This is a genomic window from Kosakonia oryzae (assembly GCF_001658025.2).
Taxonomy (GTDB): Bacteria; Pseudomonadota; Gammaproteobacteria; order Enterobacterales; family Enterobacteriaceae; genus Kosakonia; species Kosakonia oryzae.
Genome location: NZ_CP014007.2, coordinates 1,520,749 through 1,546,039, shown reverse-complemented (window position 1 = coordinate 1,546,039; position 25,291 = coordinate 1,520,749). Strand labels below are relative to the sequence as shown.

Here is a 25,291-nt window from a genome sequence, read left to right as displayed (position 1 = left end):
CCTGTGTGGTGGTTTAACTGCCTGGGTTTTCCCACGCTTCGTCGAAGAAGTAGTCTTTCCACGAGGCGGCTTTATTTTTCAGCACGCCAAGTTCATGGAGTTTTTCGGCGTACACACCGGTGCGCTCCGGCGAAATGGTGAAGCTAATTTCCGGGTCATTCACAATCTTCTGCACCAGCGGTAATGGCAGCCGTGATTTTTCCACGCGAATATAGGTTTCCGCCGCCGCATTTTTATCGGCGTTGATGATTTTGGCGGCGTCGCTCAGGGCGCGATAAAACGCCTTATAGGTTTTCGGGTTCTCGTCGTGGAATTTCTGTGTGGTGTAAAGCACGTTAAAAGTGGCCTGTCCGCCCAACACATCATACGAACTGAGAATTTTATGGACGTTGCTGTGTTCCAGCGCCTGATACTGGAACGGCGGGCTGGAGAAGTGGGTAGTAATTTCCGAACCACCGGCAATTAACGCTGCGCTGGCATCCGGGTGTGGCAGGCTGACGCTAATATTGTCGAAGCGTTTAAAATCGGCATCGCCATATAATTTGGCGGTTTCAATCTGTAATGTCCGCGACTGGAAACCGACGCCCGCAGCCGGGACGGCAATTCTGTCTTTATCGCTTAAATCTTTAATGCTTTTTACCGCCGGGTTATTACTGAGCAAATAGTTGGGCATGGAACCGAGCGAGGCAATGGCTTTTACATTCTGCCGATCTTTGGTGCGATCCCACAGCGTTAATAGCGGCGGCACGCCTGCGGAGGCCACATCCAGCGCGCCGGAGAGCAGCGCTTCATTCATACCGGTAGCACCGGAAATGGTGCGCCACTCAACCTGAATATCCAGTCCCTCTTTTTTACCTTCTTTTTCAATTAGCTGTTGGTCGCGTACCACGTCCAGAATTAAATAACCAATGCCAAATTGCTGTGCAATGCTAATTTTCCCTTCCGCCAGCGCGGAGGGGCTGATACCGCCAAGCGTAGCAAGCGCCAAAACGCCTGCGAGCGTCTGGTGTAATCTTTTCATCTCTGTTCCCCGTTTTTTTAATTTTTCAAAAAGAAAATGATTGGCTGGCGGGGTCAGAAAAAGGAAATGATTTAATCTGCAATGCTTAGTTAAAAATTAACAATAGTCAGATAAGGCGCAGGCGTTATTCAGTGGGCGGGAAAGGATAGTTATTTTTAATGGTTAGGTGACAAATATATCCTCGTTATAGTCGAAAGCTCCTCTTTATTTCCTTAATGAGTTCAGGGTTTATGCCGTTATTTTCACATCAACAATTGCGCACGCTGCTGCAACAGCATCTGCTGCGGGTGAACACGCCTGCGGATATTGCGCAAAAAGTCGCAGATAATCTGGTTGAAGCCTCATTAAAAGGCCACGACTCTCACGGCGTCACGCTGCTGCCGCGCTATATCCGCGCCATCCTCGCAGGCGATCTGCAAGCGGATGCTCGCCTGCGCACGATACGTGATGCAGGCGCGGTGCTCTCCTTCGATGGCGGTCACGGTTTCGGCCAGTTGCTGGGCGAACAGGCGATGCGGGCCGGGATCGATCGCGTGCAGCAATATGGCGTGGCGCTGGTCGGCTTATCCAATTCACATCATCTCGGGCGCATTGGCGCATGGGCGGAACAGGTTGCCGCTGCCGGGCTGGTATCGATCCATTTTGCCAATGTGGCGGCCCCTTCGGCGGTGCTGCCGTTCGACGGGTTGCGGGCACGGCTCGGCACCAACCCCTTCTGCGTGGGTATTCCGCTGGCGGATCGCCCACCGGTGGTGCTGGATTTCGCCACCAGCGCTATCGCCGGGAACAAAGCTCGTGTGGCGTGGAATGAAGGTCGCCCCATCCCGCCAGGCTGCGCGGTGGATGCTAACGGTGAGCCGACCACCGATCCCGGCGTATTGATGAGCGAGCCGCGCGGTGCGCTGCTGCCGTTTGGCGGGCACAAAGGCGCCGGACTGTCGCTGATTTGCAGTCTGCTGGGCGCTGCGCTGACCGGCGGCGAAACCGAAAGCCATGACATTGCGCCGCGCGCAGGCATCATCAACAACATGCTGTCGATTTTGTTCGATCCCAAAAAGCTAGGCGCGGGCGAAAGTTATCAGCAGGAAGTGCTGGCACAGGTGGAGTGGGTTCGTCACGACCAGCAGGGCCGCGACGTGCAGATCCCCGGCGAGCCGGAGCAGCGGGCCCGGGCGCGCCGAATTGAAGAAGGGATCGCCATCGATGAGGTGAGCTGGCAGGAGTTTGTCGCCCTGGAATCCTTAACGGCATGAAGTCGCACAAAATTTGGGGTTGATCGCAAAGATGATAAAGATTATCTTTCTCATTACCGAATAGTTGAGTCAAACACTCAGGTATTCGGTACGACATTGCTCACATTGCTTCCAGTATTTTTTGCCCGCCCGTCAAGAGCGGGCTTTTTTTTGTCAGTGCAACTTCTCTTACCGCCAATATTTCACTTAAGTAGCAATAATCTTCCGTTATTCATCGAGTTACCTAATTGAAATCAAACCGTCACAAATGCCCCATAACCTAGGATTATTCTTAATACAGGGTTTTGCGTGGATGATGGACATACCGATCTCTTCCCGGCAGCTTAACGCGGGTATTTTGCGCCTTGCCGTCCCGCACGTGACGCCGGACGCCAATAACCTGCAGGTGATGTCGCTGTTCAACGAACACAAATCGTTGATCGGTCTGCCGGTGCTGGAAAAAAACCGGCCTATCGGCATGATTAACCGACATATTTTCCTCTCGCAGATGAGCCGCCCCTTTTTCCACGAGCTCTACGATCAGAAGAGTTGTATCGCGTTTATGGATAAAAACCCGCTGATTGTCGATGCGGATGCGGGTCTTGACTATCTCTCCGGGCGGGTCATTGAAACCGGCGACAAAGCGGTGACCGAAGGTTTTATCCTCACTGAAGAGGGGCAATATGTCGGCATTGGCCTCGGCATCGATCTGATTCGTACCGTTTCCGATTTGCAGGCCAAACAGCACCTGCAAATTATGCAAAGCATTGAATATGCGCGCATTATCCAGGAATCCATGCTCAGCCGTTCACGTACTGCGATTGATAAAACCCTGCAAGACTGGTGCCTGCACTGGCATCCGCGCGACTGCGTTGGCGGCGATATTTATGCTTTTCAGCGCGCGGAAAATGGCTGGTTGATAGTGCTGGCCGATTGCACCGGACACGGCGTGCCGGGCGCGTTTATGACTTTTATCTTCTCCTCGGCGCTGGAAAAAGCGCTGACGCTGGCACCGATTGACGCGCCGGAGCAACTGCTGAGCCATATCAATCAACATATAAAACAGACGCTCAGCCAGATGCATCCGTCGGCGGACAGCGGCCAGTCAAATGATGGTTGCGACGCCATTGCCCTGTTTGTCGATACAACAAACGAACAGATGTGCTGGGCCAGCGCCCGTATGCACGCTTTTCTGCTGGGCGCAGAAACCCAGCAGAGCGAGGTGCTGGAGAGTTGCCGCAAAGGCGTGGGTTATACCGATACGCCGGTGGATTACCAGTGGCAGCGTTATCAGGCGCCGCTGCGCCGAGGCGATACGCTGTTGCTGGTTTCCGATGGCGTCACCGATCAGCCCGGCGGCCCGCGCAACGTGATGTTTGGTAAGAAACGTATTCAGTCATTGTTGGCGCAACACCGTGCGCTACCGCTACCTGCGCTTTCCGACGCCCTGCTGACGTCGCTGAAAGCGTGGCAGGGGCAGCAAACGTCACGCGATGACATGACATGGTTTGGTTTTCGTTGGTAGATAAAAGCATGCAAATAAACGACCTGCAGGTCAAAGACGCCGTTCTGTTACCCCTTTTTACGCTGCAACGGCAAAACGCCGTTGAGCTTTTTTATACCGGCTATTTTTCCCAGCAACATATTGTTTCGCTGGGTGAAGTGATCCGCGCCTGGCTGGATAAACATGAATCCTCCGCCGTGACGCGCCGCAAACTCTTCTCGGCCTTTATCGAGATGGGGCAAAACATTGTGCGCTACTCCGCCGACGATCGATTTTTATCGGCCGTTGAACACGAGCTGCGCTTTGGTTCGGTCTGTTTTCATATGGATCAGACCCATTACTACCTGGAAACGGCAAACCTGGTGGGGCCGGAAGCCTCCACCCTGCTGCAAACGAACCTTGAAGTGTTGCGCGGTATGTCGCAGGCAGAAATCCGCGACGCCTGGAAGCAGGGGCTGAAAAGCGAAGCGCCGGCAACCAGCAAAGGGGCCAATATCGGTTTGTTGACCATGGCGCGCGATACCAGCGTTCCGCTGGAGTATCGCATTCATCCACTGGCGGCAAGCTCCCTTTCCGCCTTTCACTTAAAGGCAACGTTTTGCCATGACTGATATGACATTGACGCCTGCTATTGAATTGTCCGCCACCGCCGCCACGCCGGAGGTGAAATTTGATTTTGCCGCGCAAAAGCTGCTGCTGAAAGGCGAAGCCTACCCGGAGAATGCCGCCGCGTTCTTCCGTCCGCTGCTGGATGCGCTGGAGAACTGGTTGCAAAGCGGCCAACAAACCAGCGCGCCGCTGCAATTGCACGTCGCGCTGAGCTATTTCAACAGTTCCAGCACCAAGCTGTTGTTTACGCTGTTTGAGATCCTGAATAACCACGCGAAAAACGGCGCGCCGTGTGAGCTGCACTGGTACTACGACCCGGAAGATGACATCTCCGAAGAGTTTGGTCAGGAGCTGCGCATCGACTTCCCATCACTGGCTGTGTTTCTTATCCCGGACATCACCGCATGCTAGATATTAATGAGCTCTTCAGGGAGGAATATTCCGTACTCGAAGATGCCCGGCTGGCGGCTGCCGATGCACAGCTTCCGGCAGAGGTCTGCCGCGAAAAGCTGTGGGTCGTTTCCAGACATTACCAGCGTCTGATCCGCGAATCGTATCGTCTGATCTCCCGCAGCGACCGCGCCGAACGCGAACTGACGCGAATGAACGAGCAGCTCCAGCAGCTTGCCGCGCGGCTGGAGTATGAAGCGACGCACGATCCGCTGACCGATGTGTTTAACCGCAGCGCGATCATCAGCCAGATCAACAGCGGGCTGCTGAAAGGCGATGTGGCGCTGATCCTACTGGATATTGATCATTTCAAACGGATTAACGACGAATATGGTCATCCGACCGGCGATCGGGTGATTTGTGCGCTGGTGTCACGCGTACGCCGGGCGGTGCCGGAGAGCGCAGCCATCGGCCGCGTCGGCGGTGAGGAGTTTACCATTGTGTTGCCAAACGCCCGGGTGGAAGAGGCGATGATTACCGCCAGCTATATCCACGCCTCGCTGAATGCTTCGCCGCTGGACGTGCTGCCGCAGCAACTGGTGACCGCCAGTTTCGGCGTCAGTCTCGGCGTGAAAGAGAGCAGCTTCGAAACACTGTACAGCGAAGCCGACGGCGCACTGTATAACGCGAAAAAACGTGGGCGAAACCAGGTCGCGCTGCATGAGGCTTTTTTTCATCTGCCGCCAGAACAGGGCTGCACCGTGAGGCCAGGCGGGATATTTAATTGAGATCGGGCTGCATGCCGGACAAGCATAGCGCTATCCGGCAAAATGCTTATTACTGTCACTACGAAATTGTTCCATTCATTAAAACACCGGAATTATTCATTCCGTGTCTCATCAAAAATGCATCAGCCCGAAAAACAGGTGTTATCCGCCATAATCAATATAATGAATATAAATAGGATTTCTGTTTACCATACCTACCTTTTTATCAGACAAAGTAGACTGCCTCATTTGAATAACAATGAGCTGCTCTTCTTTTGAGATGCATTTTTTATTTCCAAAAACACCATTCAGACAGTACTGAAAATCACTAACCCAGTAATTGTTATCCCCAACATCATATGCCCGCTCCGTTTTATTTCGTAAAAAAAGAATACTATCACACTCAGGAGTAATAAGGCGTGACTTTTCGAGTATTTGACTGCTGTGCTTAATCCACATTCTTCTCTGTGCATAACGAGACAAAGGTGCATCATCAACTAAAACAACAGTAGATATACAGTTCCAGTCTTCACTAAAATCAATATGCTGATAAATTTTGTTAACATGACCCTGTCGAAGAAAATACGCATAGAACATATAAAATGCGCCAATAAAAAACACAGCAACGATGATTTTCAAATATTTCATGTGATCATCCATTTATCCACACGCTGAAGTTTGCTTCATTAATAAAGGGCTTAAAATTATATTCATTATAACGTTGCAGCATAAACCACGAACAAAACCATGATATATTCTCAAAAAGAATACAATTCATATCTGAAATATCCAGTCCAAAATGGTCTTGTATCTGGAATGTCAATCGAACCTGGAATTTTTTACGCGAAATCCCGCCAGATTCCTTTTCATCGATAATGAAATTGTCAATGTATATCCTGGTGGAGAATGTATCATGAATAGAAATCCCAAGCCCATTGAACCAATCTATATCAGTAAACTTGGGCAACCTAATTCCTTTTACATCGTTATTTATTGCTTTTAAAGCTGATTTTGAAAGAGAACAAAAGTTATTTGAATGCAGCCTTTTTATAATAAAACCTCGAATTTTAGTGACACATTCTTTAGTATTAGAATGTTCCAATAAAGCTTTGTTCAGTAATTCATGTCGTAAAATACCCCCTTCGTTCTTTCTGAATTTTTCAAGCATGATTCTGATTAACGGGGCATATTCTCCCCACGCAGTCCAGAAAGCCATACTCTCCATACTGGCAAAGTGTTCTTCCACCGTTTTATTGAAGTTAAACAGGTTGAATTTAAATTTCTCCCCTAGCCCCAGTCTTCCCTGAGCGAGTATTTGCTCTTTGGTTAAATCACCATGCCGCATGTCGTCGGCGGTGAAATTATTCATTTTTTTGTTTTTGATTCCGTTTGCACTGTAATAAATCAGTCTGCGTTCTGCTTTTTGTAACTGAATCATCAGTTCGCGAGGATCGAAATGCCAGATGAGACCGGTTAACTCCATCTGATTTTCCAGCGGAAGTTTGTCGAAGAAACACAGCGCCTGAGCATGTTCCTTTAAGCTCGCATAATCCTCATCACTCATCGGCTCAGGCAATTCGTCATTCGGCGCTTTCAGCCATGAAAAACGCACATCAAATGAAGCGAAATTCCATTCGAGTGGAAACTTACAGATAAACCGGGTTAAATCGCTATCCTGCTTCGCCAGCGCTTTTTTCACCATCGAGGAATTGCACTGACTGTCTGGGGTGGAATCATCATCAACAAGCGTCCAGCCCACCCAGTCAGGGAAATCGGCATCCGTCCAGGTGTTTATCGTTGGGGATGACACATCAACCCACCCTTCGCCGCCGGGGTATGCCACCCGTATCCATTCGCTGTAAGTTTTATATCCGCCGATCGCTGGCGAAGGTTCGCAAATATAATCAACGGCAACTGCAACTTCACCCACGCTTGCGTAAATACCATCGGCTTTACGCAAAGTGCGGGTCTTACTCCCTTCATGGGCGATATAGAGCGCTTCCGGGATGAGGCAGCAAGGAGATGCCGACAACGCATAAGGCGTACCTCCCGCATAAATCGCGGTCCCTTCAGGAAGAAAAAAATAGCGATGACCATAAGCCGTTCTCTCTTCTCCGGGGGCGCTGACATCCAGATTGCCCTGCTCACGGCCACACAGCCTCTTCAACATTTCGGAAGGACAGCACATCTGGAAATGGTACGCATTGGCCCCACTGACCATACCAGATGTGCCAATCACCTGACCTCGCCTTACGCGCATGCCCACTTTCCCCTGAATTTCAGGTCGAACCTGTTTCATATGCATGGTTAGCGAGTAAAACACACACAATACCGGGTCGTCGCCAATCAGCATTTCATGGCGAATAAGGACACATCCATTGTCTGTTTTGCCATCGTAGTTAAGGGGTTTTCGGTCCCGCTTCTCCACCGGTGCAGGATCGTTCGCATAGACAATCACACCGTCGGCAACCGCACGCAGCGGATTGGCTAACGCGCCGGTATCGGTATGGGGAATATGAATGCCGCCATGCCACGAATTGACACCGTTTACCGGGTAAGCGCGGTGCGAAATAACCGGCATGGTGCGCATGACCCATGCGGCATAATCTTCATTGTCCTGGCGGGGAAACAGAATAGGCGGTGAAATTTGCATCAAAGCATTCCTTACTGATGAGTCAGCGCCAGGGAAGCGCTTCGCTGGCGGCTTATCTGCCTGCGCCCGAGCTGTTCCATGTCAGGCGGCTTAATCTGTTGTATGTAAAAAATACACACAATAAATGCGGGCTATCGTGCGCTAACTGAATAGCTCAGGCAATTGGTTTGTGATTAATAATAAAAAATCAGAATATTTTTGCCGGGCCTCGCCCTTTGTGTTTTCCGTGGAATCCTGACGTTGCCCCGAATGGTGAATGCCGCGGTACAAATGCTGCCGTTGTCACCTGTTTACTGATAAAAACCCAGGCGGGTAAAAAGAAAACGCCCGGTGGCGCTAACGCTTACCGGGCCTGCAAAACTCGCGGATGAAATACTTTCTGCATTTGAATAATCAGTGCCTTCACCGGCTCGACTGCAAAAACTTCCTCACCCTGTCCGAATCCGGATTAGTAAAAAACTTCTCCGGCGGTGCTTTCTCGATCAGCAGCCCCTTCTCCAGAAACACAACTTCATCCGACACCTGGCGGGCGAAATCCATTTCATGGGTCACCACCACCATCGTATAACCTTCTGCCGCGAGATCTTTCATCACCCCCAGCACCTCATTCACCAGCTCCGGATCCAGCGCCGAAGTCGGTTCATCGAAAAGGATCACTTCCGGCGACATCGCCAGCGAACGGGCGATCGCCACGCGCTGTTTTTGCCCGCCGGAAAGGGTAATCGGGTAGACATCGGCCTTGTGGCTCATGCCCACTTTTTCCAGTTGGCGGCGGGCAATCTCGTTTGCCGCGTCGCGCTTCATCCCTTTCACATGCACCAGCGCTTCGGTGACGTTTTGCAGCACCGTCAAATGCGGCCACAGGTTAAAACTCTGGAACACCATCCCGACCCGCTCGCGGATATGAGAGAGATCTTTGTGCGACATCGCTTTGCCCGTCTTCTCATCCACCCCGATGCGCTGGCCGCTGATACGCACTTCACCGCGATCCGGCTGCTCCAGCCAGTTCATGCAGCGCAGCAATGTCGATTTACCGGAGCCGGACGAACCCAGAATGCTCACCACCGTGCCCTTCTCCACCGTCAGGTTGATATCCCGCAGCACTTCAACGTTATCAAACTGTTTGGACAGGTTTTTGATGCTAACCGCGCTTGCTTCAGGCATGGCTCATTCCTCTTTTAGCTCCATAATGACTTAACCGCTTAATCAACAACTCCAGCAAAATGCTGATCCCCCAGTAGAGCGCAATGGCGACAATAAAGGCGTTAAACGGAATAAAGTAAGTTGACTGCACGCTATTCGCGGCGGCGGTAATTTCCTGCACGGTAATAATGCACAGAAACGCAGTATCTTTCAGGCAAATAATAAGCTGATTGCCCATTAACGGTAGCGACGACGAAAAGATATTCGGCAGAATAATACGGCGAAAGGTTTTATAGCGAGAAAAACCCTGCGACTGCGCGGCCTCAATATACCCGGCGGAAAATATCCGCCGCTGGCTGCGCAATATTTCGAAGAAATAAGCGCCATGATAAATCACCAGCGCCAGCAGACCGGCGGTCCAGGCCTCCATACTGATACCAACTTGCGGCAATCCGTAATACAGCAAATAAGCCAGGATTAAAAATGGCACCGCACGCATCAGGCTGACAAACCCGATAATCAGACGATTAATAACGCGATGCTGATATTCCATGACATAGCACAGCGTAATACCAATAAACAACCCGACAACGGCGGCGATAATAAACAGTTCCAGCGTTGCCAGCAGCCCGTTAAAAAAACTCTCACGTGCCGCCCAAATAATTCCCCACTGATTCATATCTCCTCCGCCTCTTATCGCGCCAGGCGCTTCGCTTTACGTTCGGCCGCGCCCTGCAACTTCAGCAGCAGACCGATAATAATGACGTACAACAACCCGGCGGCCAGAATCGGCGACAGCGGTTCATAAGTCACCGAGGAAATGCGGTTGGTTACGCGGGTTAAATCCACCACGCCAATGATCGCAATGGCCGGGCTGCCTTTAATCAGGAACGACATCTCATTGACCAGCGCAGGCAGACTTTCAATCCACATCTGCGGCAGCATGATTTGCCGAAAATAGGTCCAGCGCCGCATACCGACGGATTCCGCCGCTTCCCGCTGCTCACGCGGGAAATTACGAAATGCGTTGCGCCAGATTTCGGCGTTAAATGCCGAGGTATTTAACGTCAGCGCCAGAATAGCGGCGGGCGTTTTATCGAGATTAATGCCGAGCGTCGGCAGCGATAAAAACAGAAACAGTACCAGCGTCACCAGCGGCGTCGCGCGAGCCAGGCTGATGTAAACCACCAGCAACTGATCAATAACCGGGATCTTCAGCATGCGGATAAAGGCGATCACCAGGCCAATCACCACGCCGAAAGCAATCGCCACGCAAGAGATCCAGAGGGTCGTCCATGCGCCTTCAATCAATAACTGCCACGAGATTAAGTCCATGTTCCCTCCTGTTAAAACGTGCGGCGGTGCCCCGCCGCGTTACACTTACAGACCGGCTAACTTGTGGAACTGATCGGCGCTGGTGATCGGCTCTTTCGGCAATTCGTAGGTCTCACCGAACCATTTTTTCTGCAACTCAGCCAGCTTGCCGGTTTCGGTCATATGGTTCATAAACCCGGTCATGAACTTCAGCAGTTCCGGCGAGTTTTTCGGGATTGGCCAGGCCATATAGCCAGGGCCAGAAACCGCCAGCCCTTTGGCGAACACTTTCGGCTTCGCTTTCACCAGGTCGTTCACCGAAATCACCACGTTGATCACGTAATCGACGCGTTTGTTCGCCAGGTCAGCATAGGCTTCCGGGTAGGATTGATACTCAACCACCGGGCCAAGTTTGCCGCCCACTTTTTCCAGCATCGCTTTCAGTTCCGGCAAACGTGCCAGTAGTGCGCTGCCCGCCTGAACGCCCACTTTTTTACCGCTGAGATCGGCAATGGTATTTAACGTTTTGTCATCGGCGCGTTTCACGAAATAGTGCTGCGCGGAGGCCCACGGCGGGGTGAAATTAAATACGTTGAGGCGTTCGTCGGTAATTACCGCGCCAGTGAGAGCCATATCATATTGCCCGGTGGAGACCGCTGCGAGTAATCCGGTCCACGGCAAAATACTTTGGTTGATATTGAATTTTGCGTATTTACGCAGCTCTTCAAGCATGTCCTTGTTAAAACCATCCGTCTGGCCGTTATTCATAAAGTTAAACGGCGCATAATCATCTTCGGTCGCGACTTTCATCGTGCCGGATTTTTCAATTTCAGGTAAATCCGCTGCCACTGCGTGTAATGAAAATGCCAAAGAGATCATGGCTGCAAGACAATATTTGCCGAATACTTTTTTCATCTCTCCACCCTTATTTAATTTGCCAGACCGGTACATTCCAGGGGTGCCGGAAGCTTTGCAAGATATATGCCGAATCAGAAACTCGCCCGACGTTTTGTGACTGCGTTTTTACAATAGGGAGGCAAAGTCGCTTCTGAATAGAGCCAGTTTCTGCAAGTGTATGTGTCAGTTTCCCGGAATCTGGTATGAAACTTGCTCAACTTCTGTAGAAGATATATCGAGAGGAGTGCAGCATGATTCGCCATCTACTGAACGTAAATTTTGACGCCCGGCGTGGACTTCAGGAACAAGTTCGCGAATCGCTGGTTAATGCCATTCTGAGTGGTATTTTCCCGGCTGATACCCCTCTCCCTTCCTGCCGCCAGCTCGCCAGCCAGCTTGGCGTCTCGCGCAATACCACGGCGCTGGTGTTTGAAAGTCTGGTCAACGAGGGTTATCTGGTCAGCCGCCCGCGCAGTGGTTACTACCTGCATCCGGATTATTACTCCGCTGGCCTGGCGAGTGGGCAGAGTGTCGCGGCTGCACCCGAATGCGAGGGCGATGCACCACGATGGGGCAACCGCCTGAAAATTACCCCCAGCCAGCAGGAATCGATTCTCAAACCCGCTGGCTGGATGCACTACCGCTACCCGTTTATCTACGGCCAGCCCGATACCCAGCAGTTTCCCCTCGCCACCTGGCGCGCGGCGGCGAACTGGCTGCACGGCGGCGTGCGCGATCCGGCCTGGGTGATTGACCATATCGACCAGGATGTGCCAATGCTGGTTGAGCAGATCCGCACACGCGTGCTGCCCAAACGCGGCATTGTCGCCGCGCCGGATGAAATTTTGATTACCCTTGGCTCGCAAAACGCGCTCTACCTGCTGACGCGCCTGCTGATGTCTGAGGAAACCCGCGTGGCGGTGGAGAATCCCAGTTTTCGCGAAGCCATCAACACCTTTTTATTAAGCGATACGCAGATTGTGCCGCACCCGGTAGACAGCGAAGGGCTGGTGCTCGATGACACGCCCTGCGACTACTACTACGTGACGCCAGGCCACCAGGTACCGACCGGGGTGACGATGAGCAAAGCGCGGCGCACGCAGTTGCTGGACTACGCCACCCGCCATGATGCAGTGGTGATTGAAGATGATTACGACTCGGAAAGTAACTTTATGCAGAACCCGCTGCCCGCGCTGAAAGCCAGCGATCGCAGCGGACGGGTGATCTACGTCAGCAGCCTGTCGAAAGCGCTGTCGCCGGGGCTGCGCCTTGGATTTATGGTCGCTGCGCCGGAGATTATCGATGAGGCGCGCGCGCTGCGCCGTCTGGTGTATCGCCATCCGCCAACCAACATTCAGTATCAGATGGCGCATTTCCTCGCTCAGGGGCACTACGAAACCCATTTGCGCCGCTACCACGAGGATTCCGCTCGCCGCTGGGACAGCCTGTACAATGCACTGCGCACCTTTTTACCGGAGTGTCAGATGATGGACGGCAGCGAGCATGCCAACGCGTTCTGGCTGCGCACGCCGGAGCATATCAGCACACAGCAACTGACCTGGCGGGCCGCGCATGCGGGTGTACTGATTGAACCTGGCGCGCGCCATTTTCTTAATGCCGCGCCGCCGGATAACTTCTTCCGCATGGGCTTTCACGCCATTAACCCGCAGGCCATTGCCCCCGGTGTGGAAGTTCTGCGCGGGCAGCTTGAGCAGTTCTGCTAAACCGCCCCGATAAGGGCGGTTTTCTCACTGTGCTTTCGCGTACTCCATCATCACCTGCAACAGCACATTCGCCCCGGCGGTGACATGTTCCGGCGAGGCATACTCAATTTCGTTATGGCTGATGCCGTCTTTGCAGGGAATAAAGATCATTCCGGTCGGCGCAAGGTAGCTCATATAAACAGCATCGTGACCGGCACCAGAGACAATCGGGCGTGACGGATAACCAAGCTGCTGCGCCGCACGGCCAATCGCCTGCTGGCACTGCGCGTCAAACGGCGCGGCCGGATAGTGGCTGACCTGCTCCAGCGTAACGCCCAGCCCCGTTTCCTGAGCCACTTTGGCGGTAAAAGCGCGCAGTTGCGCATCCATCTCATCGACAGCGGCATCGCTGATGTTGCGCATATCCACGGAGAATTTCACTTCGCCCGGCACCACATTGCGACTGTTCGGGTGTACCTGCACCATTCCCACCGTGCCGCGCCCCTGCTCGCTGCGCCCGGCAATCGCCACCACTTCCTGCATAATGCGCGTCGCCACCTGCAACGCATCCTGGCGCAGGTGCATCGGCGTTGGCCCGGCGTGGGATTCCATCCCCGTGACGGTGCAGTCATACCAGCGGATGCCCAGTACGCCCTGCACCACGCCAATCACTTTGTCCTCTTCTTCCAGAATCGGCCCCTGCTCAATATGCGCTTCAAAGTAGGCTGCCAGCGGATGATCGCCCGGTGTTTGCTCGCCAATGTAGCCAATCTTCTCCAGCTCTTGCTGCACGGTTTTGCCTTCGGCATCGGTGGCGGCGTAGATTTTCTCCAGCGGGAAAACGCCAGCAAAGACGCCGGAACCCATCATCACCGGCACAAAACGCGAGCCCTCTTCATTGGTCCAGAACACCACTTCCAGCGGATGCTCGGTTTCAATCTGCAAATCATTGAGCGTGCGCACCACTTCCAGCGCCGCCAGCACGCCAAAGTTACCGTCGAATTTGCCGCCGGTCGGTTGCGTGTCGATATGGCTGCCCGCCACAATCGGCGGCAGGTTCGGGTTGCGCCCTTCGCGGCGCATGAACACGTTGCCGATTTTATCGATGGTGATACTCAGCCCGGCGGCTTTGCCCCAGCCAATCACCAAATCGCGCCCCTGCCGATCGAGATCGGTTAACGTCAGGCGACAGCAACCCCCTTTTGGTGTCGCGCCGATTTTCGCCAGTTCCATCAGGGAATCCCATAACCGCTCGCCGTTAACCCGGCAGTCGCTCAGCGCCAGCGCCTGGCTGTGCAAAACTTCGCTTGTCATCTTATTTCTCCTGCATAAAGGTGGTGGCCATCGACACCAGCAGCGTATCGCTGCCGCACGGGCCGATGAGTGAAATTCCCAGCGGCGCGCCGTCAATCGTGGTCACCGGAATATTGACCTGCGGGCGACGGGTCAGCACCGCGATCAGCAACAGGTCGTGCGAGATGCGCCGCGTGGCTTCGATCTCTTCTGGCGCGGCCGTTAATAACGGTGCCGCATCCGGCACGGTCGGCAGCAGCAGAATGCGATCGCCCAGTTGCGTCTGCCACCAGGCGGTAAAAGCTTCGCGAAGCTGACACGCCGCAGCGAATTCCGCCTCCGTGACCGCTTTGCCGTAGGCGAAGCGCTCCGCCACGTCCGGCCCCAGTTGCATGCCCAGCCTTTCAATGTTGTGGCCCTGCGACTGCCAGGCTTCATAGCCCTGAATCTGACGAAACGCGGTATAAACGGCTTCGCGCTCCGGCAGCGGCGCATCCAGCAAGGCGATCTCGCCAAAGTGTTGCGCGAGCTTTTCCCGTACCGGCAGCAGCGCCTGCTGGCTATGTGGCGGGAGCGCGGCAAATAGCGCCTCATGGCAGGCCAGTTCGATTTGCGCGGGCGTGAAGGTGTCATCACCGAGCAGGTAACGGGCCGCCGCACTAAAGGCCTGCGGCGTGCGGGCGAAGAACCCGCAGGTGTCCATGGTGGCGCACAGCGGCTGGCAGCCTGCCAGCGAAATACGCCCGTGGGTTGGGCGCAGACCAAACAGGCCGCAATAGCTGGCTGGCGTGCGTACCGAACCGCCGGTGTCGGTACCGAGCGCGATATCACACAGACCATTGGATACCGCCGAGGCCGAACCGGACGACGAACCGCCAGGAATACGCAGCGGTGCTGCGCCATTGCGTGGCGTACCGTAATGGATGTTATGGCCGCTCATCGAATAGGCCAGTTCACTGGTGTGGGTTTTGCCAACAAACCGCGCCCCGGCGTCCAGCAGCATTTGCACGGCAGGCGCAGTGGTGGTTTTGATGCCCGAGGCGGCAAGTACGTGCGGGTTGCCGCCGCCGGTGGGATAGCCTGCGACATCAAACAGATCTTTTGCGGCAAACGTCAGGCCGCTCAGCGGGCCGCTTTCCGCCTGTGGCACAGCGACGAAGGGATAAGGCATAAAAGCCCGTGGGTCCTGCATGTTACCTCCCCGGTTTCAGGCGAATGCCTGCTGTGGTGTGATGTCGGTTGCCAGTTCGCGCCAGCGGTGGCAACTGACCACATGGCGTTCAGCGACTTGGTCCGTAACGGGTTGTTGCTGGTGACAGGCAGCCTGCGCGTGAGGGCAACGGGCGGCGAATGCGCAGCCCGGCGGCAGAGCGGCCAGATCCGGCGGCGAGCCGGGAATGCAGTGCAACACATCGCCCTTTTTCAGCCCCTCTTTCGGGCGGCTGCCGAGCAGTACGCGGGTGTAGGGATGGCGCGGCTGCGCGAGGATGTCGGCAATCGGCGCTTCTTCCACGATGCGCCCGGCGTACATCACTGCCACCCGATCGGCGATCTCCACCGCCGCGCCAATATCGTGGGTGACGAAGATAATCGACAGATCGCGCAGTTTTTGCTGCTCGCGCAGCAGGATCAGGATCTGGATCTGCACGGTGGCATCCAGCGCGGTGGTCGGCTCATCGGCCAGCAGCAGTTCCGGGTTGCAGGAGAGCGCCAGCGCAATCATCGCCCTTTGGCGCATGCCGCCAGACATCTCGTGCGGATAGGCATCAAGGCGGCGCTCCGGGCTGGGAATACGCACCTGGCGCAACGCCTCCAGCGCCCGCGCTTTCGCATCATTGCGCGACAGCCCTTCGTGACGCTGCAAGCCCTCCACAATTTGTTGGCCGATGGTGTAAACCGGGTCAAACGCCAGCAGCGGTTCCTGAAAAATCATCGCGCAGATTTTCCCGCGGTAGTGGCGCAACTGGCGGCTGTTCATCGCCAGCACCGCTGCACCGCCGACATTCATCGTGCCGCTAAGCTGGCTGCTCTGCGGCGGATGCAGACGCATCAAGGCTCGCAGGGTGACGCTTTTACCGGAGCCGGATTCGCCAATCAGCGCCATCACTTCGCCTTTGCGGACATCAAACGAAACACCGTTGACCGCATTGACGGTCTGCCCGTCACGGCGAAACTCGACGCGAAGATCGCGAATATGGACGAACGCTTCATGCGACATCGCTCACCTCCTGTAGCGGGATATCCCGGTGCCAGGGCGAATCCGGCTGCGCCATCAGGCAGGCACTTTGATGCGCCTCGCCGACCTGCGCCAGTTGCGGTTTCACCTGCGAACAGACCGCTTTTGCGTGCGGGCAGCGGGTGTGAAAACGGCAGCCCGCAGGCGGTGAAATGGGGCTGGGCGGATCGCCGAAGAGGGGCGAAACCTCGGTGCGGTTATGCGGGTCCATCGACGGCATCGAGCTAAGTAACGCGCGGGTATAAGGGTGCGCGGAAGCGGTAAACAGCGCTTCCGCTGGGCCGATTTCCACCACTTCGCCGAGGTACATCACCAGAATGCGATCCGACAGCCAGCGCACCACGTGCAGATCATGGCTGATAAACACATAGGTGAGATCGAGGGTGCGTTTTAACTCCTGCAACAGTTGCAGCACCTGCGCCTCTACGGATTTATCCAGTGCGGAAACTGCCTCGTCGAGGATCACCAGCCGGGGTTTCATTGCCAGCGCGCGGGCAATATTGACGCGCTGGCGCTGACCGCCGGATAAAGCGTGCGGATAGCGATGCGCAAACCGCGCAGGCTCCAGCCCGACGTGCGCCAGCAGATAGCGGGCATACTCATTGGCCTCTTTGCGGCTGATGCCGTGTACCTGCTGACCAAAGGCGATGCTCTCTTCCATGGTCATGCGCGGGTTCAGCGAGGCGTAACTGTCCTGAAACACCATCTGCACCTGGCGGCGATAGGCTTTCAGCGGTAAGCGCGATGAACCAACAGCCTCGCCATCAAACACCAGTTCGCCGCTATCCTGCGTCAGCAGTTGCATCAGTAACCGCGCGGTGGTTGATTTCCCGCAGCCGGATTCCCCCACCACGCCGAGGGTTTCCCCTTTGTGCACTTCGAAGCTGACGTTATCCACCGCCTGCACCACGTCATGGCCTTTACGCACGCCGAGATGAAAATGCTTCAGCAGATTGTTCACCCGCAGCAGCGGCTGCGCCGGGCCGCCAATATCGACATTGATAAAAGGTTGCATGCTGTTACTCCTTGATCGCCATGGCGGCGCGCAGACGATCCGCCAGAACGTTAAACGAGATGGAGGTGATAAAAATCATCATCCCCGGCAGCGCCGCCACCCACGGCTGGGTATAAATGGCGGTGCGCAGCGTGTTGAGCATCAATCCCCATTCCGGTTCCGGCGGACGCACGCCAAGGCCGAGAAACGACAAGCCGGAGGCGAGGATCATGCAGACGGAAATCAGGCCGGTAGAGAAGACGAAAATCGGCCCCAGCACATTGCCCAGCACCTGCACGCGAATGATGGTGAACGCGCTGGCACCGGTGGCGCGGGCAGCATCGATATAATCCATATGCCGCACCTGCGCGGTAACGCTTTCGGCGATACGCGCCACTTGCGGCACAAATACCAGCGTCAGCGAAAGCAGCGCATTGCCAATGCCTGCCCCCATCGCGCCGGAGAGCGCAATCGCCAGCAACACCGACGGAAAGGCGTAGAAAATATCTATGGTGCGCATGATCAGGGTGTTGGTTTTCCCGCCGGCATAACCGGCGATAATCCCGATGGCACCGCCGATAAAAAAGGCGAACACCACCGGCACAATCCCCATAAACAACGACAGGCGCGTCCCGAGGATCAGTCGTGAGAGCATGTCGCGCCCCAGCTCATCGGAACCGAGCGGGAATCCGTCGGTGCCGATCGGTTTCAGGCGCAGAAACATGGAGGTCTGGTAAGGATCTTTGAGGATCAGCCACGGCCCGAACAGTGCCATCAGCAGCAACAGCAGAATAATGCTTCCGACTACCACACCCATGGGATCGCGCAATAACCGCGCACCCACACCGCGCCAGTAGCCCTGCGTCGCCGCAACCGGCGCGGCGGCAACGTTGATTTTTGGCGTTACGCTATCCACCATCGTTAGCTCCTCTTAATGCGCGGATCGAGAGAGGTTTGCAGCACATCCACCAGCAGATTGAGCAGCACGAAGAACAGCGCCAGCACCCAGATCGTCCCCTGCAAGAGCGGCAGGTCGCGCTGGAAGATGGCGGTATTGAGCAGCAGCCCGGTGCCGGGCCATGAAAAGACCGTTTCGACCAGAATCGAGCCGCCCATCAGGTAGCCAACCTGCAAGCCCATGACCGCCAGCGCGGTCGGCGCGGCGTTTTTCACCACATGCAGAAAGATGCGTGATTCATTGAGGCCGCGGGCGCGCAGCCCGACGATGAACTCCTGGCTCAGGATATCCGCCACCTGCGAACGCACGGTGCGGGCGATAATGCCAGTGGGGATCACCGACAGCGTGACGGCGGGCAGCAGCATAAATTGCAGGTGCGCCCAGTCCCACTGCCAGCCGGTTTCGCCAATCGGCCCGCCGCCGGTGGCGGGCAGCAACGCGAATTTGACGCAGAATACAATCACCAGCAGCATGCCGAGCCAGTAGTGCGGCACGCTGACGCCGAAAACCGATAGCAGCGAGGCGATACGATCGATAATGCTGTTGCGAAAGTAGCCCGCGACAAAACCAAACAGGCTGCCGAGCACAAAGCCAATCAGTGTTGCCAGCAGCGCAAGGCGCAACGAGTACGTGACGGCGGTCATCACCTCGCTCATTACCGGACGCCCGGTGGCGATCGACATGCCCAGATCGCCATGCAGCGCCCGCCACAGCCAGTGCACAAACTGCACCGGTAGCGGCTTGTCAAAACCGTAGGCCTGCATCAGCGTCTGGCGCATCGCTTCGGACGCATCCGGCGGCATCACCGATACCAGCGGATCGCCCGGCGCGATTTGCACCAGCAGAAAACAGATTACTGCTACCCCTAACATGGTCGGAATAGCCAGCAAAACGCGGTAAAAAAGTGTGCTGATCATGGCCCCTCCTCGGTTACTCTTTCTTGCTCACCAGACTTAAATCAATAAACCAGCTCTGCGGTTGCACCACGCCGGTCACCGCCGGGGAGATGGCGCGCGGGCCAACGTCGTGCGCCACAAACAGGAACGGCACCTGATCCACCAGCGCGGCATGCAGCTCACCGGCGGCTTTATCCATCTCGGCCGGGGTGAAAGCGTGTTTGACGGCAGCCGCCAGTTTTTCGGTTTCCGGCGTGGTGAAGTAACCCCAGTTGGTGGCGGTTGGTGGGAAAGCTTTTGCGGTAGAGAAGCGGATCATGCCGAAGTACGGGTCGGTCACCGCAGCGCTGACGTTGATGGCGTTAACCCCCTGCGCGGACGGATCTTTCGCCCCTAAACGCCAGTTGGTGAACAGCGTATTCCACTCGTTGACCTTGATATCGACGTTGAAGTAGCAGCTTTTCAGGCTCTGCTGGATGTACTCATTCATCGGCAGCGGCTGCATCTGGCCGGAACCCGAGGCGGACGTCGCCACGGTAACGTGCAGCGGTTTGCTTTCGCTGTAGCCCGCTTCCGTCATTAACTTACGTGCGGTATCGGGATCGTATTTGATCTGGAATGTCGGTTTGCCGCGCCACGGGTTGCCCTCTTCATACACTCCGGTCGCTTCGGACATATAACCGCCGAGATAGCTTTTCAGCTCAGCACGGTTGAGGCAGAGGTTGGCGGCTTTGCGCACGCGAATGTCGCGCCACGGCGAACCTTCCAGGAATGAGAACTGCCACGGCCAGAGGTGCGGCTGGGTGTTGGCGTAGATTTTAAACCCCTGCGCTTTGATCTGATCGACCGCATCCGGCGCTGGCGCTTCAATCCAGTCCACCTGCTTCGACAGCAGCGCAGCGGTGCGCGCGTTGGCCTCCGGTAGCGGGATCAGCACCACTTTATCGACGCGCGGAATGCGGTCTTTATTCCAGTAATCCGGGTTCTTATCGAGGATCAACTGCTGGCGCGGCACCAGTTTTTCCAGCTTGAATGGCCCGCTGCCGACGGCCTGCGAGGCAAAAGTGGTCCACGCTTGTTTGCTGCGTGCGGCGGTATCGCCTGCCGAAGCCGGAACCGCGTCATAGATTTTCTGCCACGCCGTCGGCGAGACAATAAACAGGTTAGTAATGTTGTACGGCAGCAGTGCATCCGGCTCTGAGGTGGTGAGCGCGACCGTGTGATCGTCAATCTTTTCAGCGCCGGTCAGCGTCGGCATACGCGATAAGGTGTTGCCGATTTGCCCCGGCGCATATTGCGGCGCGGCTTTATCCAGCACTTTGCCCACGTTCCAGACAATGGCGTCGGCATTCACTTCCGTGCCGTCGTGAAATTTCACGCCAGGGCGCAGCGTGAAGATCCAGCGGCTCTGATTTTGCGGATCGACATGCCATTCGGTTGCCAGCCCTGGCACCAGCCCGCTCGGTTTTTCGCCTTGCGACAGATCCCACTCCACCAGCGAGTCATATAACGGAATACCGGTAAAGCGATTGCCTTCAAAGCCCTGATCAGGCTGGCCCAGCGTTAACGGGATATCCGCTGCGGTCATGGCGATACGCAATGTTGAGGCCTGCGCCTGCAATCCCCCTGCCAGCGCCAGTGCGCCAATCGCGGCCGCAATACGGTGTTTACGCCAAAAAGATTGATTAAGCATCCCAGTGTCCCTGTTAAATAAATGAGACATTTAACAGGCAAGATACATACCAGCCGAATAAACAAGAATTTATCGCATTCAGACGCAGAAAATATCAGAAAGGGTTATTACTCAGGGCATTATGCGGTGTTACGGATAACAGCTTTATATAGTTCACGGCAGTAAGCGCACCCATTTCGGGAAAAATGTTGCAAAAATGCACCATTAAATCGGGAGAATAGTGATTTCATAGCGATATTATTTTCATGTGCGACTATTTATTAAATCTTTTCATGATCATGCATAAATCATAAGCAATCGCTTCAATACGGGTCATGCATGCGGCGGCAAAAGAGGAAGGATCAGTCATTCACTTCCATAATAATGGAAACTCATTTCATAAGGGACGACTATGCCACTAGCCGATTTTCATGTTTCGGATCCGCTGACCCTCGGTATTGAGGTGGAATTACAGGTGGTTAACCCACCGGGCTACGATTTAAGCCAGGACTCATCCCGGTTGATAGAGGCGATGAAAAGCCAGGTGACAGGTGGTGAAGTGAAGCACGATATCACCGAAAGTATGCTGGAGATCGCCACCGGCGTTTGCCGCGACATCCATCAGGCAGCGCACCAGTTTTCTGCCATGCAACAGATAATTTTGCAAACCGCGTCGGCGCATCACGTACAGATTTGCGGCGGCGGCACACATCCGTTCCAGAAATGGCAGCGCCAGTTGGTGTGCGAGGATGAGCGCTATGCCCGCACGGTGGAGATGTTCGGTTATTTGATGCAGCAGGCGACAGTATTTGGCCAGCATGTGCACGTCGGCTGCGCAAATGGCGACGACGCCATCTATTTGCTGCATGGCCTTTCCCGCTTTGTCCCGCACTTTATTGCGCTCAGCGCCGCTTCGCCCTACAGCCAGGGCACCGACACCCGCTACGCCTCGTCGCGCCTCAATCTTTTCTCCGCCTTTCCGGATAATGGCCCGATGCCGTGGGTGGCGAACTGGCAGGAGTTTACCGGTCTGTTTCGCCGCTTAAGCTACACCTCGATGATTGAGAGCATTAAAGATCTGCACTGGGATATTCGCCCCAGCCCCAATTTTGGCACGGTTGAGGTGCGGGTGATGGACACGCCGCTGACGCTTTCCCACGCCGTTAATATTGCCGGGCTTATTCAGGCGGTATCGCACTGGCTGCTGGCGGAGCGCCCCTTTAAGCACCAACCGCAGGATTACCTGCTGTATAAGTTCAACCGTTTCCAGGCGTGCCGTTACGGCCTGGAGGGAATAATTACCGACGTTCACAGCGGCGAGCAGTACACCATTGCGGAGGATCTCACGCGTCTGCTGGAAAAAATCGCGCCGTGGGCCGACAAACTCCATGCCGGTAGCGCACTGGATGAACTGGCTGCGCGAGTCAAACGCGGCAAGAATGAGGCACAACTGATGCGTGATTTTGTGGCGGATGGCGGCTCATTAATTGGCCTGGTGCAGAAGCATGCCGAAATTTGGGCAGCAGGCTAATCAGAATTTACTCAATCGATAATTTTAGCGCAGCTTAATGCTTTGCTGCGCTGAAATATATTTCAGCGTTACTTACAAAATAATAATCACAAAGTGGTAGAACCCCCTGTCGGAATTGATAAATATCAACAAGCCTCGCGTTATAAATAAAGAATGCCGTTTTCTCCCCGATAAGCCATATAAGTTAAAGACAACCTGAGGCATCGGTATGAGATGGATTTATCGTTTATCAATGAAATTGAAATTATTGCTGGCACTTTTTCCTTTATTGTTTGCACTCATAGGGTTAGCGTCTAATGGCATCCTGAGTCGCCTTGAAACAGGCCAGCAAATGCGCACCATTATGAACTTAACATTGCTGGCAAAATATGCTGGAAGCGTTATTCATGAATTACAAAAAGAACGTGGATTGAGCGCCGGATATTTAGGCAGTAAAGGCCAACAATTCTCCGCTGAATTAAACGATCAATATCCATACTCTTCTAAAGCCATTACGCAATTAACTGAGGCACTTAAACAATTTCCTCTCCAGCAAGCGAATAGCGATATTCGTCACGCGCTGGAGCAATTTCAGCAACATCAGCAGGGAATCGACACATTTCGTCAGCAAATTCGCGGCCAGAGCGTCACCGGCACCGAATCGCTGGCGTGGTACAGCGCAATGATTAACGACCTGCTAAATGTCGTTGGCGGGATCAGCCAGTTGACCGATAACGGGGCGATAGTTAACCAACTGGCGGCCTATTACAGCATCCTGAATGCCAAAGAGCAGACCGGCGTTGAGCGTGCGCTGATGTCGAACGTTTTCTCCGCCGACCACTTTACCGACGGCCAGTTCCGCCAGTTGAATGAAACCGTGGGCAAGCAACTGTCGTGGTTCGCAGCGGCGCAAGCCTTCAACACACCGGCAGTAAATGAAAAACTGGCGGCACAGTTGCAGACACCGCAAGCGACACACGCTCTGGCACTGCGCCAGCAGGCGATTGACCATGCGGCAAGCGGCAATTTTGGCGTGGCGCCCACAGACTGGTTCAACGCTCAGACGGCGCGGATTAATGCGCTCAAAGCGGTGGAGGATTCTGCCTCCGATACGCTACTCGCCACGGCGCAGTCGCTGGCGGACAACGCCTGGCGCGGAGTGATTATCTTTGCGCTGGTTAGCGTCGCAGCACTGGTGGTGGCGCTGTTCTTTGCCCTGCTGGTCGCCAGCAGCATTCATCGCCAGTTGCACAGCTCGCTGGCAACCATTGAAGGGATGGAGGGCGATCTGACCCAGCGCCTCGACGTGCCCGGCAGCGATGAGCTGTCGCTGCTTAATCGCGCTTATAACCAGGCCATTGAGAACATTCAGCATATTGTCAGCGAGATAAAACAGGGCGCCGCCGTGCTGCGCAGCGCCAGTGCGGACATTGCCGATGGCAATCAGGATCTCGCTTCGCGCACCGATGAGCAGGCCGCATCGCTGGTTGAAACGGCCGCCAGTATGGAGCAGATTGCCACGGCGGTGAATCTGACGGCGGATAATGCCATTGAAGCGAAAAGGCTGACCGAAGAGATGGAGCAGCAGGTGCAGGAAGCGAGCCGCGTGGCGGCTGAAGCCAGCAGCAGCATGCTCGCCATTCGCGGTTCCAGCGAGCAGATCTCCAGTATTGTCAGCTCCATCGACGATATCTCTTTCCAGACCAACCTGCTGGCGCTGAATGCGGCTGTAGAAGCGGCCCGCGCCGGGGAGCTGGGCAAGGGCTTTGCGGTGGTTGCCTCCGAGGTGCGTAATCTGTCGCAGCGCTGCGCCAGCGATGCCCGGCAGATCCGCGAATTAATAAGCAGGAATATGGAGCAGATCGAGCAGGGCGTGACGCTGGTGCAGGCTTCCGACCGGGCTTTGCAGTCAGCGAAAGCCAATACCGGACAGATGCTGGCGTTTGTCAGCGATATCGCCCATGCGGCAGGCGAGCAGTCGCTCGGCGTCTCGCAGGTGCATGAAGCGCTGAACCAACTGGAGCAGGTGACCCAACAAAACGCCGGGCTGGTGGCCAGCGCCGCCAGCGCCAGCCAGATGCTGGATCAACAATCACAAACCATGACGACGCTGGTTGATCGCTTCGTGGTGGCGTGATCACCCTCGGGGAACGTTGCGCTGCGGCGTGCTTTCCCCGACAATGCGTTTTTTCACCAATGATTAACGCTTATGAAACACCCGCTCGAATCGCTGGTTACGCTGGCAGGCATTCTGTTGATGGCCTTTATCTCTGTCCTGCTGCTGCCCGCGCCATCGCTGGGCCTGCAACTGGCGCAAAGTCTGATGCAGCGCTTTCATCTGCTGGATTTGAACCAGCTTTATACCCTGCTCTACTGCCTGTGGTTTTTACTGCTTGGCTGCATTGAGTTTTTCGTACTGCGTTTTATCTGGCGGCGCTGGCTCGCTGTCTGAGGACGTTTGCTCCCTCTCCCTGCCCTGTCTGCGGCAGGGCATTGCTC

Annotated in this window: 23 protein-coding genes; 9 read left to right on the top strand and 14 right to left on the bottom strand. The window is 55.1% G+C overall.

What is annotated here, in order from left to right; all coding sequences use genetic code 11:
- Nucleotides 1–13: 13 nt before the first annotated feature.
- Nucleotides 14–1,021, bottom strand: coding sequence for an ABC transporter substrate-binding protein (locus AWR26_RS07510; RefSeq protein WP_064564680.1), 1,008 nt, complete (start codon nucleotides 1,019–1,021; stop codon nucleotides 14–16).
- A 230-nt stretch (nucleotides 1,022–1,251) separates the two neighbouring features.
- On the opposite strand from AWR26_RS07510, the gene AWR26_RS07505 reads away from it, so the two are divergent.
- The 5 genes from AWR26_RS07505 to AWR26_RS07485 all read left to right on the top strand — a co-directional run bounded on the left by AWR26_RS07505 (nucleotide 1,252) and on the right by AWR26_RS07485 (nucleotide 5,544).
- The gene (locus AWR26_RS07505; protein ID WP_064564678.1) at nucleotides 1,252–2,274 is read left to right on the top strand and encodes a malate/lactate/ureidoglycolate dehydrogenase; all 1,023 of its coding nucleotides are present in this window, start codon (nucleotides 1,252–1,254) and stop codon (nucleotides 2,272–2,274) included.
- A gap of 295 nt (nucleotides 2,275–2,569) precedes the next feature.
- A complete protein-coding gene (locus AWR26_RS07500) occupies nucleotides 2,570–3,778 on the top strand; it encodes a SpoIIE family protein phosphatase (protein ID WP_064568975.1) in 1,209 nt (402 codons plus the stop codon).
- A gap of 8 nt (nucleotides 3,779–3,786) precedes the next feature.
- On the top strand, nucleotides 3,787–4,368 hold the full coding sequence (locus AWR26_RS07495; protein WP_227122625.1) for a SiaB family protein kinase: 582 nt from the start codon (nucleotides 3,787–3,789) through the stop codon (nucleotides 4,366–4,368).
- Entirely contained in the window at nucleotides 4,361–4,777 is a 417-nt protein-coding gene (locus tag AWR26_RS07490) for a DUF1987 domain-containing protein (RefSeq protein ID WP_064564676.1), read from the top strand. Before AWR26_RS07495 ends, AWR26_RS07490 begins: the two co-directional genes overlap by 8 nt.
- Nucleotides 4,771–5,544: a GGDEF domain-containing protein gene (locus AWR26_RS07485; protein WP_064564674.1), complete on the top strand. Its 774-nt coding sequence runs from the start codon at nucleotides 4,771–4,773 to the stop codon at nucleotides 5,542–5,544. The genes AWR26_RS07490 and AWR26_RS07485 overlap by 7 nt, the downstream gene beginning before the upstream one ends.
- 141 nt (nucleotides 5,545–5,685) lie before the next feature.
- Here the strand turns inward: AWR26_RS07485 and AWR26_RS07480 are convergent, their stop codons facing one another.
- The 6 genes from AWR26_RS07480 to AWR26_RS07455 all read right to left on the bottom strand — a co-directional run bounded on the left by AWR26_RS07480 (nucleotide 5,686) and on the right by AWR26_RS07455 (nucleotide 11,548).
- Complete coding sequence (locus tag AWR26_RS07480) at nucleotides 5,686–6,171, bottom strand: DUF943 family protein (RefSeq protein WP_064568974.1); 486 nt, start codon at nucleotides 6,169–6,171, stop codon at nucleotides 5,686–5,688.
- Nucleotides 6,172–6,175: 4 nt separating this feature from the next.
- Nucleotides 6,176–8,176: a DUF3289 family protein gene (locus AWR26_RS07475; RefSeq protein WP_064564673.1), complete on the bottom strand. Its 2,001-nt coding sequence runs from the start codon at nucleotides 8,174–8,176 to the stop codon at nucleotides 6,176–6,178.
- A 402-nt stretch (nucleotides 8,177–8,578) separates the two neighbouring features.
- Nucleotides 8,579–9,340: an amino acid ABC transporter ATP-binding protein gene (locus AWR26_RS07470; protein ID WP_043952780.1), complete on the bottom strand. Its 762-nt coding sequence runs from the start codon at nucleotides 9,338–9,340 to the stop codon at nucleotides 8,579–8,581.
- Nucleotides 9,333–9,998, bottom strand: coding sequence for an amino acid ABC transporter permease (locus AWR26_RS07465; protein ID WP_043952779.1), 666 nt, complete (start codon nucleotides 9,996–9,998; stop codon nucleotides 9,333–9,335). Before AWR26_RS07465 ends, AWR26_RS07470 begins: the two co-directional genes overlap by 8 nt.
- Nucleotides 9,999–10,012: 14 nt before the next feature.
- Nucleotides 10,013–10,654, bottom strand: coding sequence for an amino acid ABC transporter permease (locus AWR26_RS07460; protein ID WP_043952778.1), 642 nt, complete (start codon nucleotides 10,652–10,654; stop codon nucleotides 10,013–10,015).
- 45 nt (nucleotides 10,655–10,699) lie between these two features.
- On the bottom strand, nucleotides 10,700–11,548 hold the full coding sequence (locus AWR26_RS07455) for a transporter substrate-binding domain-containing protein (protein ID WP_064564672.1): 849 nt from the start codon (nucleotides 11,546–11,548) through the stop codon (nucleotides 10,700–10,702).
- A gap of 233 nt (nucleotides 11,549–11,781) precedes the next feature.
- Here AWR26_RS07455 and pdxR point away from each other — a divergent pair, with 233 nt between their 5' ends.
- Nucleotides 11,782–13,254 carry a MocR-like pyridoxine biosynthesis transcription factor PdxR gene (gene pdxR, locus AWR26_RS07450; RefSeq protein ID WP_064564670.1) on the top strand — a complete coding sequence of 491 codons (1,473 nt, stop codon included), beginning with the start codon at nucleotides 11,782–11,784 and terminating at the stop codon, nucleotides 13,252–13,254.
- Between the two features lie 24 nt (nucleotides 13,255–13,278).
- Here pdxR and AWR26_RS07445 read toward each other — a convergent pair whose 3' ends face one another.
- From AWR26_RS07445 to AWR26_RS07415, 7 genes are read right to left on the bottom strand one after another with little or no spacing between them, the layout of a single operon-like run.
- Nucleotides 13,279–14,547: a Zn-dependent hydrolase gene (locus tag AWR26_RS07445; RefSeq protein WP_064564668.1), complete on the bottom strand. Its 1,269-nt coding sequence runs from the start codon at nucleotides 14,545–14,547 to the stop codon at nucleotides 13,279–13,281.
- Between the two features lies 1 nt (nucleotide 14,548).
- Entirely contained in the window at nucleotides 14,549–15,718 is a 1,170-nt protein-coding gene (locus AWR26_RS07440) for an amidase (protein WP_064564666.1), read from the bottom strand.
- Between the two features lie 15 nt (nucleotides 15,719–15,733).
- Nucleotides 15,734–16,744 carry an ABC transporter ATP-binding protein gene (locus tag AWR26_RS07435; RefSeq protein ID WP_064564664.1) on the bottom strand — a complete coding sequence of 337 codons (1,011 nt, stop codon included), beginning with the start codon at nucleotides 16,742–16,744 and terminating at the stop codon, nucleotides 15,734–15,736.
- A complete protein-coding gene (locus AWR26_RS07430) occupies nucleotides 16,734–17,777 on the bottom strand; it encodes an ABC transporter ATP-binding protein (RefSeq protein ID WP_064564662.1) in 1,044 nt (347 codons plus the stop codon). The genes AWR26_RS07435 and AWR26_RS07430 overlap by 11 nt, the downstream gene beginning before the upstream one ends.
- Nucleotides 17,778–17,781: 4 nt before the next feature.
- Complete coding sequence (locus tag AWR26_RS07425) at nucleotides 17,782–18,675, bottom strand: ABC transporter permease (protein WP_064564660.1); 894 nt, start codon at nucleotides 18,673–18,675, stop codon at nucleotides 17,782–17,784.
- A gap of 2 nt (nucleotides 18,676–18,677) precedes the next feature.
- Nucleotides 18,678–19,631, bottom strand: coding sequence for an ABC transporter permease (locus tag AWR26_RS07420; RefSeq protein ID WP_064564658.1), 954 nt, complete (start codon nucleotides 19,629–19,631; stop codon nucleotides 18,678–18,680).
- A gap of 13 nt (nucleotides 19,632–19,644) precedes the next feature.
- The gene (locus tag AWR26_RS07415; RefSeq protein WP_064564655.1) at nucleotides 19,645–21,303 is read right to left on the bottom strand and encodes an ABC transporter substrate-binding protein; all 1,659 of its coding nucleotides are present in this window, start codon (nucleotides 21,301–21,303) and stop codon (nucleotides 19,645–19,647) included.
- A gap of 391 nt (nucleotides 21,304–21,694) precedes the next feature.
- Here AWR26_RS07415 and AWR26_RS07410 point away from each other — a divergent pair, with 391 nt between their 5' ends.
- The 3 genes from AWR26_RS07410 (at nucleotide 21,695) to AWR26_RS07400 (ending at nucleotide 25,244) form a co-directional block, all read left to right on the top strand.
- On the top strand, nucleotides 21,695–22,813 hold the full coding sequence (locus AWR26_RS07410; protein WP_064564654.1) for a YbdK family carboxylate-amine ligase: 1,119 nt from the start codon (nucleotides 21,695–21,697) through the stop codon (nucleotides 22,811–22,813).
- 208 nt (nucleotides 22,814–23,021) lie between these two features.
- Nucleotides 23,022–24,929 (top strand): methyl-accepting chemotaxis protein, encoded by a 1,908-nt coding sequence (locus AWR26_RS07405; RefSeq protein ID WP_064564652.1) that lies wholly within the window; start codon nucleotides 23,022–23,024, stop codon nucleotides 24,927–24,929.
- 72 nt (nucleotides 24,930–25,001) lie between these two features.
- Nucleotides 25,002–25,244: a DUF1158 family protein gene (locus AWR26_RS07400; RefSeq protein ID WP_064564650.1), complete on the top strand. Its 243-nt coding sequence runs from the start codon at nucleotides 25,002–25,004 to the stop codon at nucleotides 25,242–25,244.
- Nucleotides 25,245–25,291 lie beyond the last annotated feature (47 nt).

Excerpts from the sequence above, each read along its gene's own strand:
- AWR26_RS07510 (WP_064564680.1), bottom strand. The coding sequence starts at position 1,021 with ATGAAAAGATTACACCAGACGCTCGCAGGCGTTTTGGCGCTTGCTACG.
- AWR26_RS07505 (WP_064564678.1), top strand. The coding sequence starts at position 1,252 with ATGCCGTTATTTTCACATCAACAATTGCGCACGCTGCTGCAACAGCAT.
- AWR26_RS07500 (WP_064568975.1), top strand. The coding sequence starts at position 2,570 with ATGGACATACCGATCTCTTCCCGGCAGCTTAACGCGGGTATTTTGCGC.
- AWR26_RS07495 (WP_227122625.1), top strand. The coding sequence starts at position 3,787 with ATGCAAATAAACGACCTGCAGGTCAAAGACGCCGTTCTGTTACCCCTT.
- AWR26_RS07490 (WP_064564676.1), top strand. The coding sequence starts at position 4,361 with ATGACTGATATGACATTGACGCCTGCTATTGAATTGTCCGCCACCGCC.
- AWR26_RS07485 (WP_064564674.1), top strand. The coding sequence starts at position 4,771 with ATGCTAGATATTAATGAGCTCTTCAGGGAGGAATATTCCGTACTCGAA.
- AWR26_RS07480 (WP_064568974.1), bottom strand. The coding sequence starts at position 6,171 with ATGAAATATTTGAAAATCATCGTTGCTGTGTTTTTTATTGGCGCATTT.
- AWR26_RS07475 (WP_064564673.1), bottom strand. The coding sequence starts at position 8,176 with ATGCAAATTTCACCGCCTATTCTGTTTCCCCGCCAGGACAATGAAGAT.
- AWR26_RS07470 (WP_043952780.1), bottom strand. The coding sequence starts at position 9,340 with ATGCCTGAAGCAAGCGCGGTTAGCATCAAAAACCTGTCCAAACAGTTT.
- AWR26_RS07465 (WP_043952779.1), bottom strand. The coding sequence starts at position 9,998 with ATGAATCAGTGGGGAATTATTTGGGCGGCACGTGAGAGTTTTTTTAAC.
- AWR26_RS07460 (WP_043952778.1), bottom strand. The coding sequence starts at position 10,654 with ATGGACTTAATCTCGTGGCAGTTATTGATTGAAGGCGCATGGACGACC.
- AWR26_RS07455 (WP_064564672.1), bottom strand. The coding sequence starts at position 11,548 with ATGAAAAAAGTATTCGGCAAATATTGTCTTGCAGCCATGATCTCTTTG.
- pdxR (WP_064564670.1), top strand. The coding sequence starts at position 11,782 with ATGATTCGCCATCTACTGAACGTAAATTTTGACGCCCGGCGTGGACTT.
- AWR26_RS07445 (WP_064564668.1), bottom strand. The coding sequence starts at position 14,547 with ATGACAAGCGAAGTTTTGCACAGCCAGGCGCTGGCGCTGAGCGACTGC.
- AWR26_RS07440 (WP_064564666.1), bottom strand. The coding sequence starts at position 15,718 with ATGCAGGACCCACGGGCTTTTATGCCTTATCCCTTCGTCGCTGTGCCA.
- AWR26_RS07435 (WP_064564664.1), bottom strand. The coding sequence starts at position 16,744 with ATGTCGCATGAAGCGTTCGTCCATATTCGCGATCTTCGCGTCGAGTTT.
- AWR26_RS07430 (WP_064564662.1), bottom strand. The coding sequence starts at position 17,777 with ATGCAACCTTTTATCAATGTCGATATTGGCGGCCCGGCGCAGCCGCTG.
- AWR26_RS07425 (WP_064564660.1), bottom strand. The coding sequence starts at position 18,675 with ATGGTGGATAGCGTAACGCCAAAAATCAACGTTGCCGCCGCGCCGGTT.
- AWR26_RS07420 (WP_064564658.1), bottom strand. The coding sequence starts at position 19,631 with ATGATCAGCACACTTTTTTACCGCGTTTTGCTGGCTATTCCGACCATG.
- AWR26_RS07415 (WP_064564655.1), bottom strand. The coding sequence starts at position 21,303 with ATGCTTAATCAATCTTTTTGGCGTAAACACCGTATTGCGGCCGCGATT.
- AWR26_RS07410 (WP_064564654.1), top strand. The coding sequence starts at position 21,695 with ATGCCACTAGCCGATTTTCATGTTTCGGATCCGCTGACCCTCGGTATT.
- AWR26_RS07405 (WP_064564652.1), top strand. The coding sequence starts at position 23,022 with ATGAGATGGATTTATCGTTTATCAATGAAATTGAAATTATTGCTGGCA.
- AWR26_RS07400 (WP_064564650.1), top strand. The coding sequence starts at position 25,002 with ATGAAACACCCGCTCGAATCGCTGGTTACGCTGGCAGGCATTCTGTTG.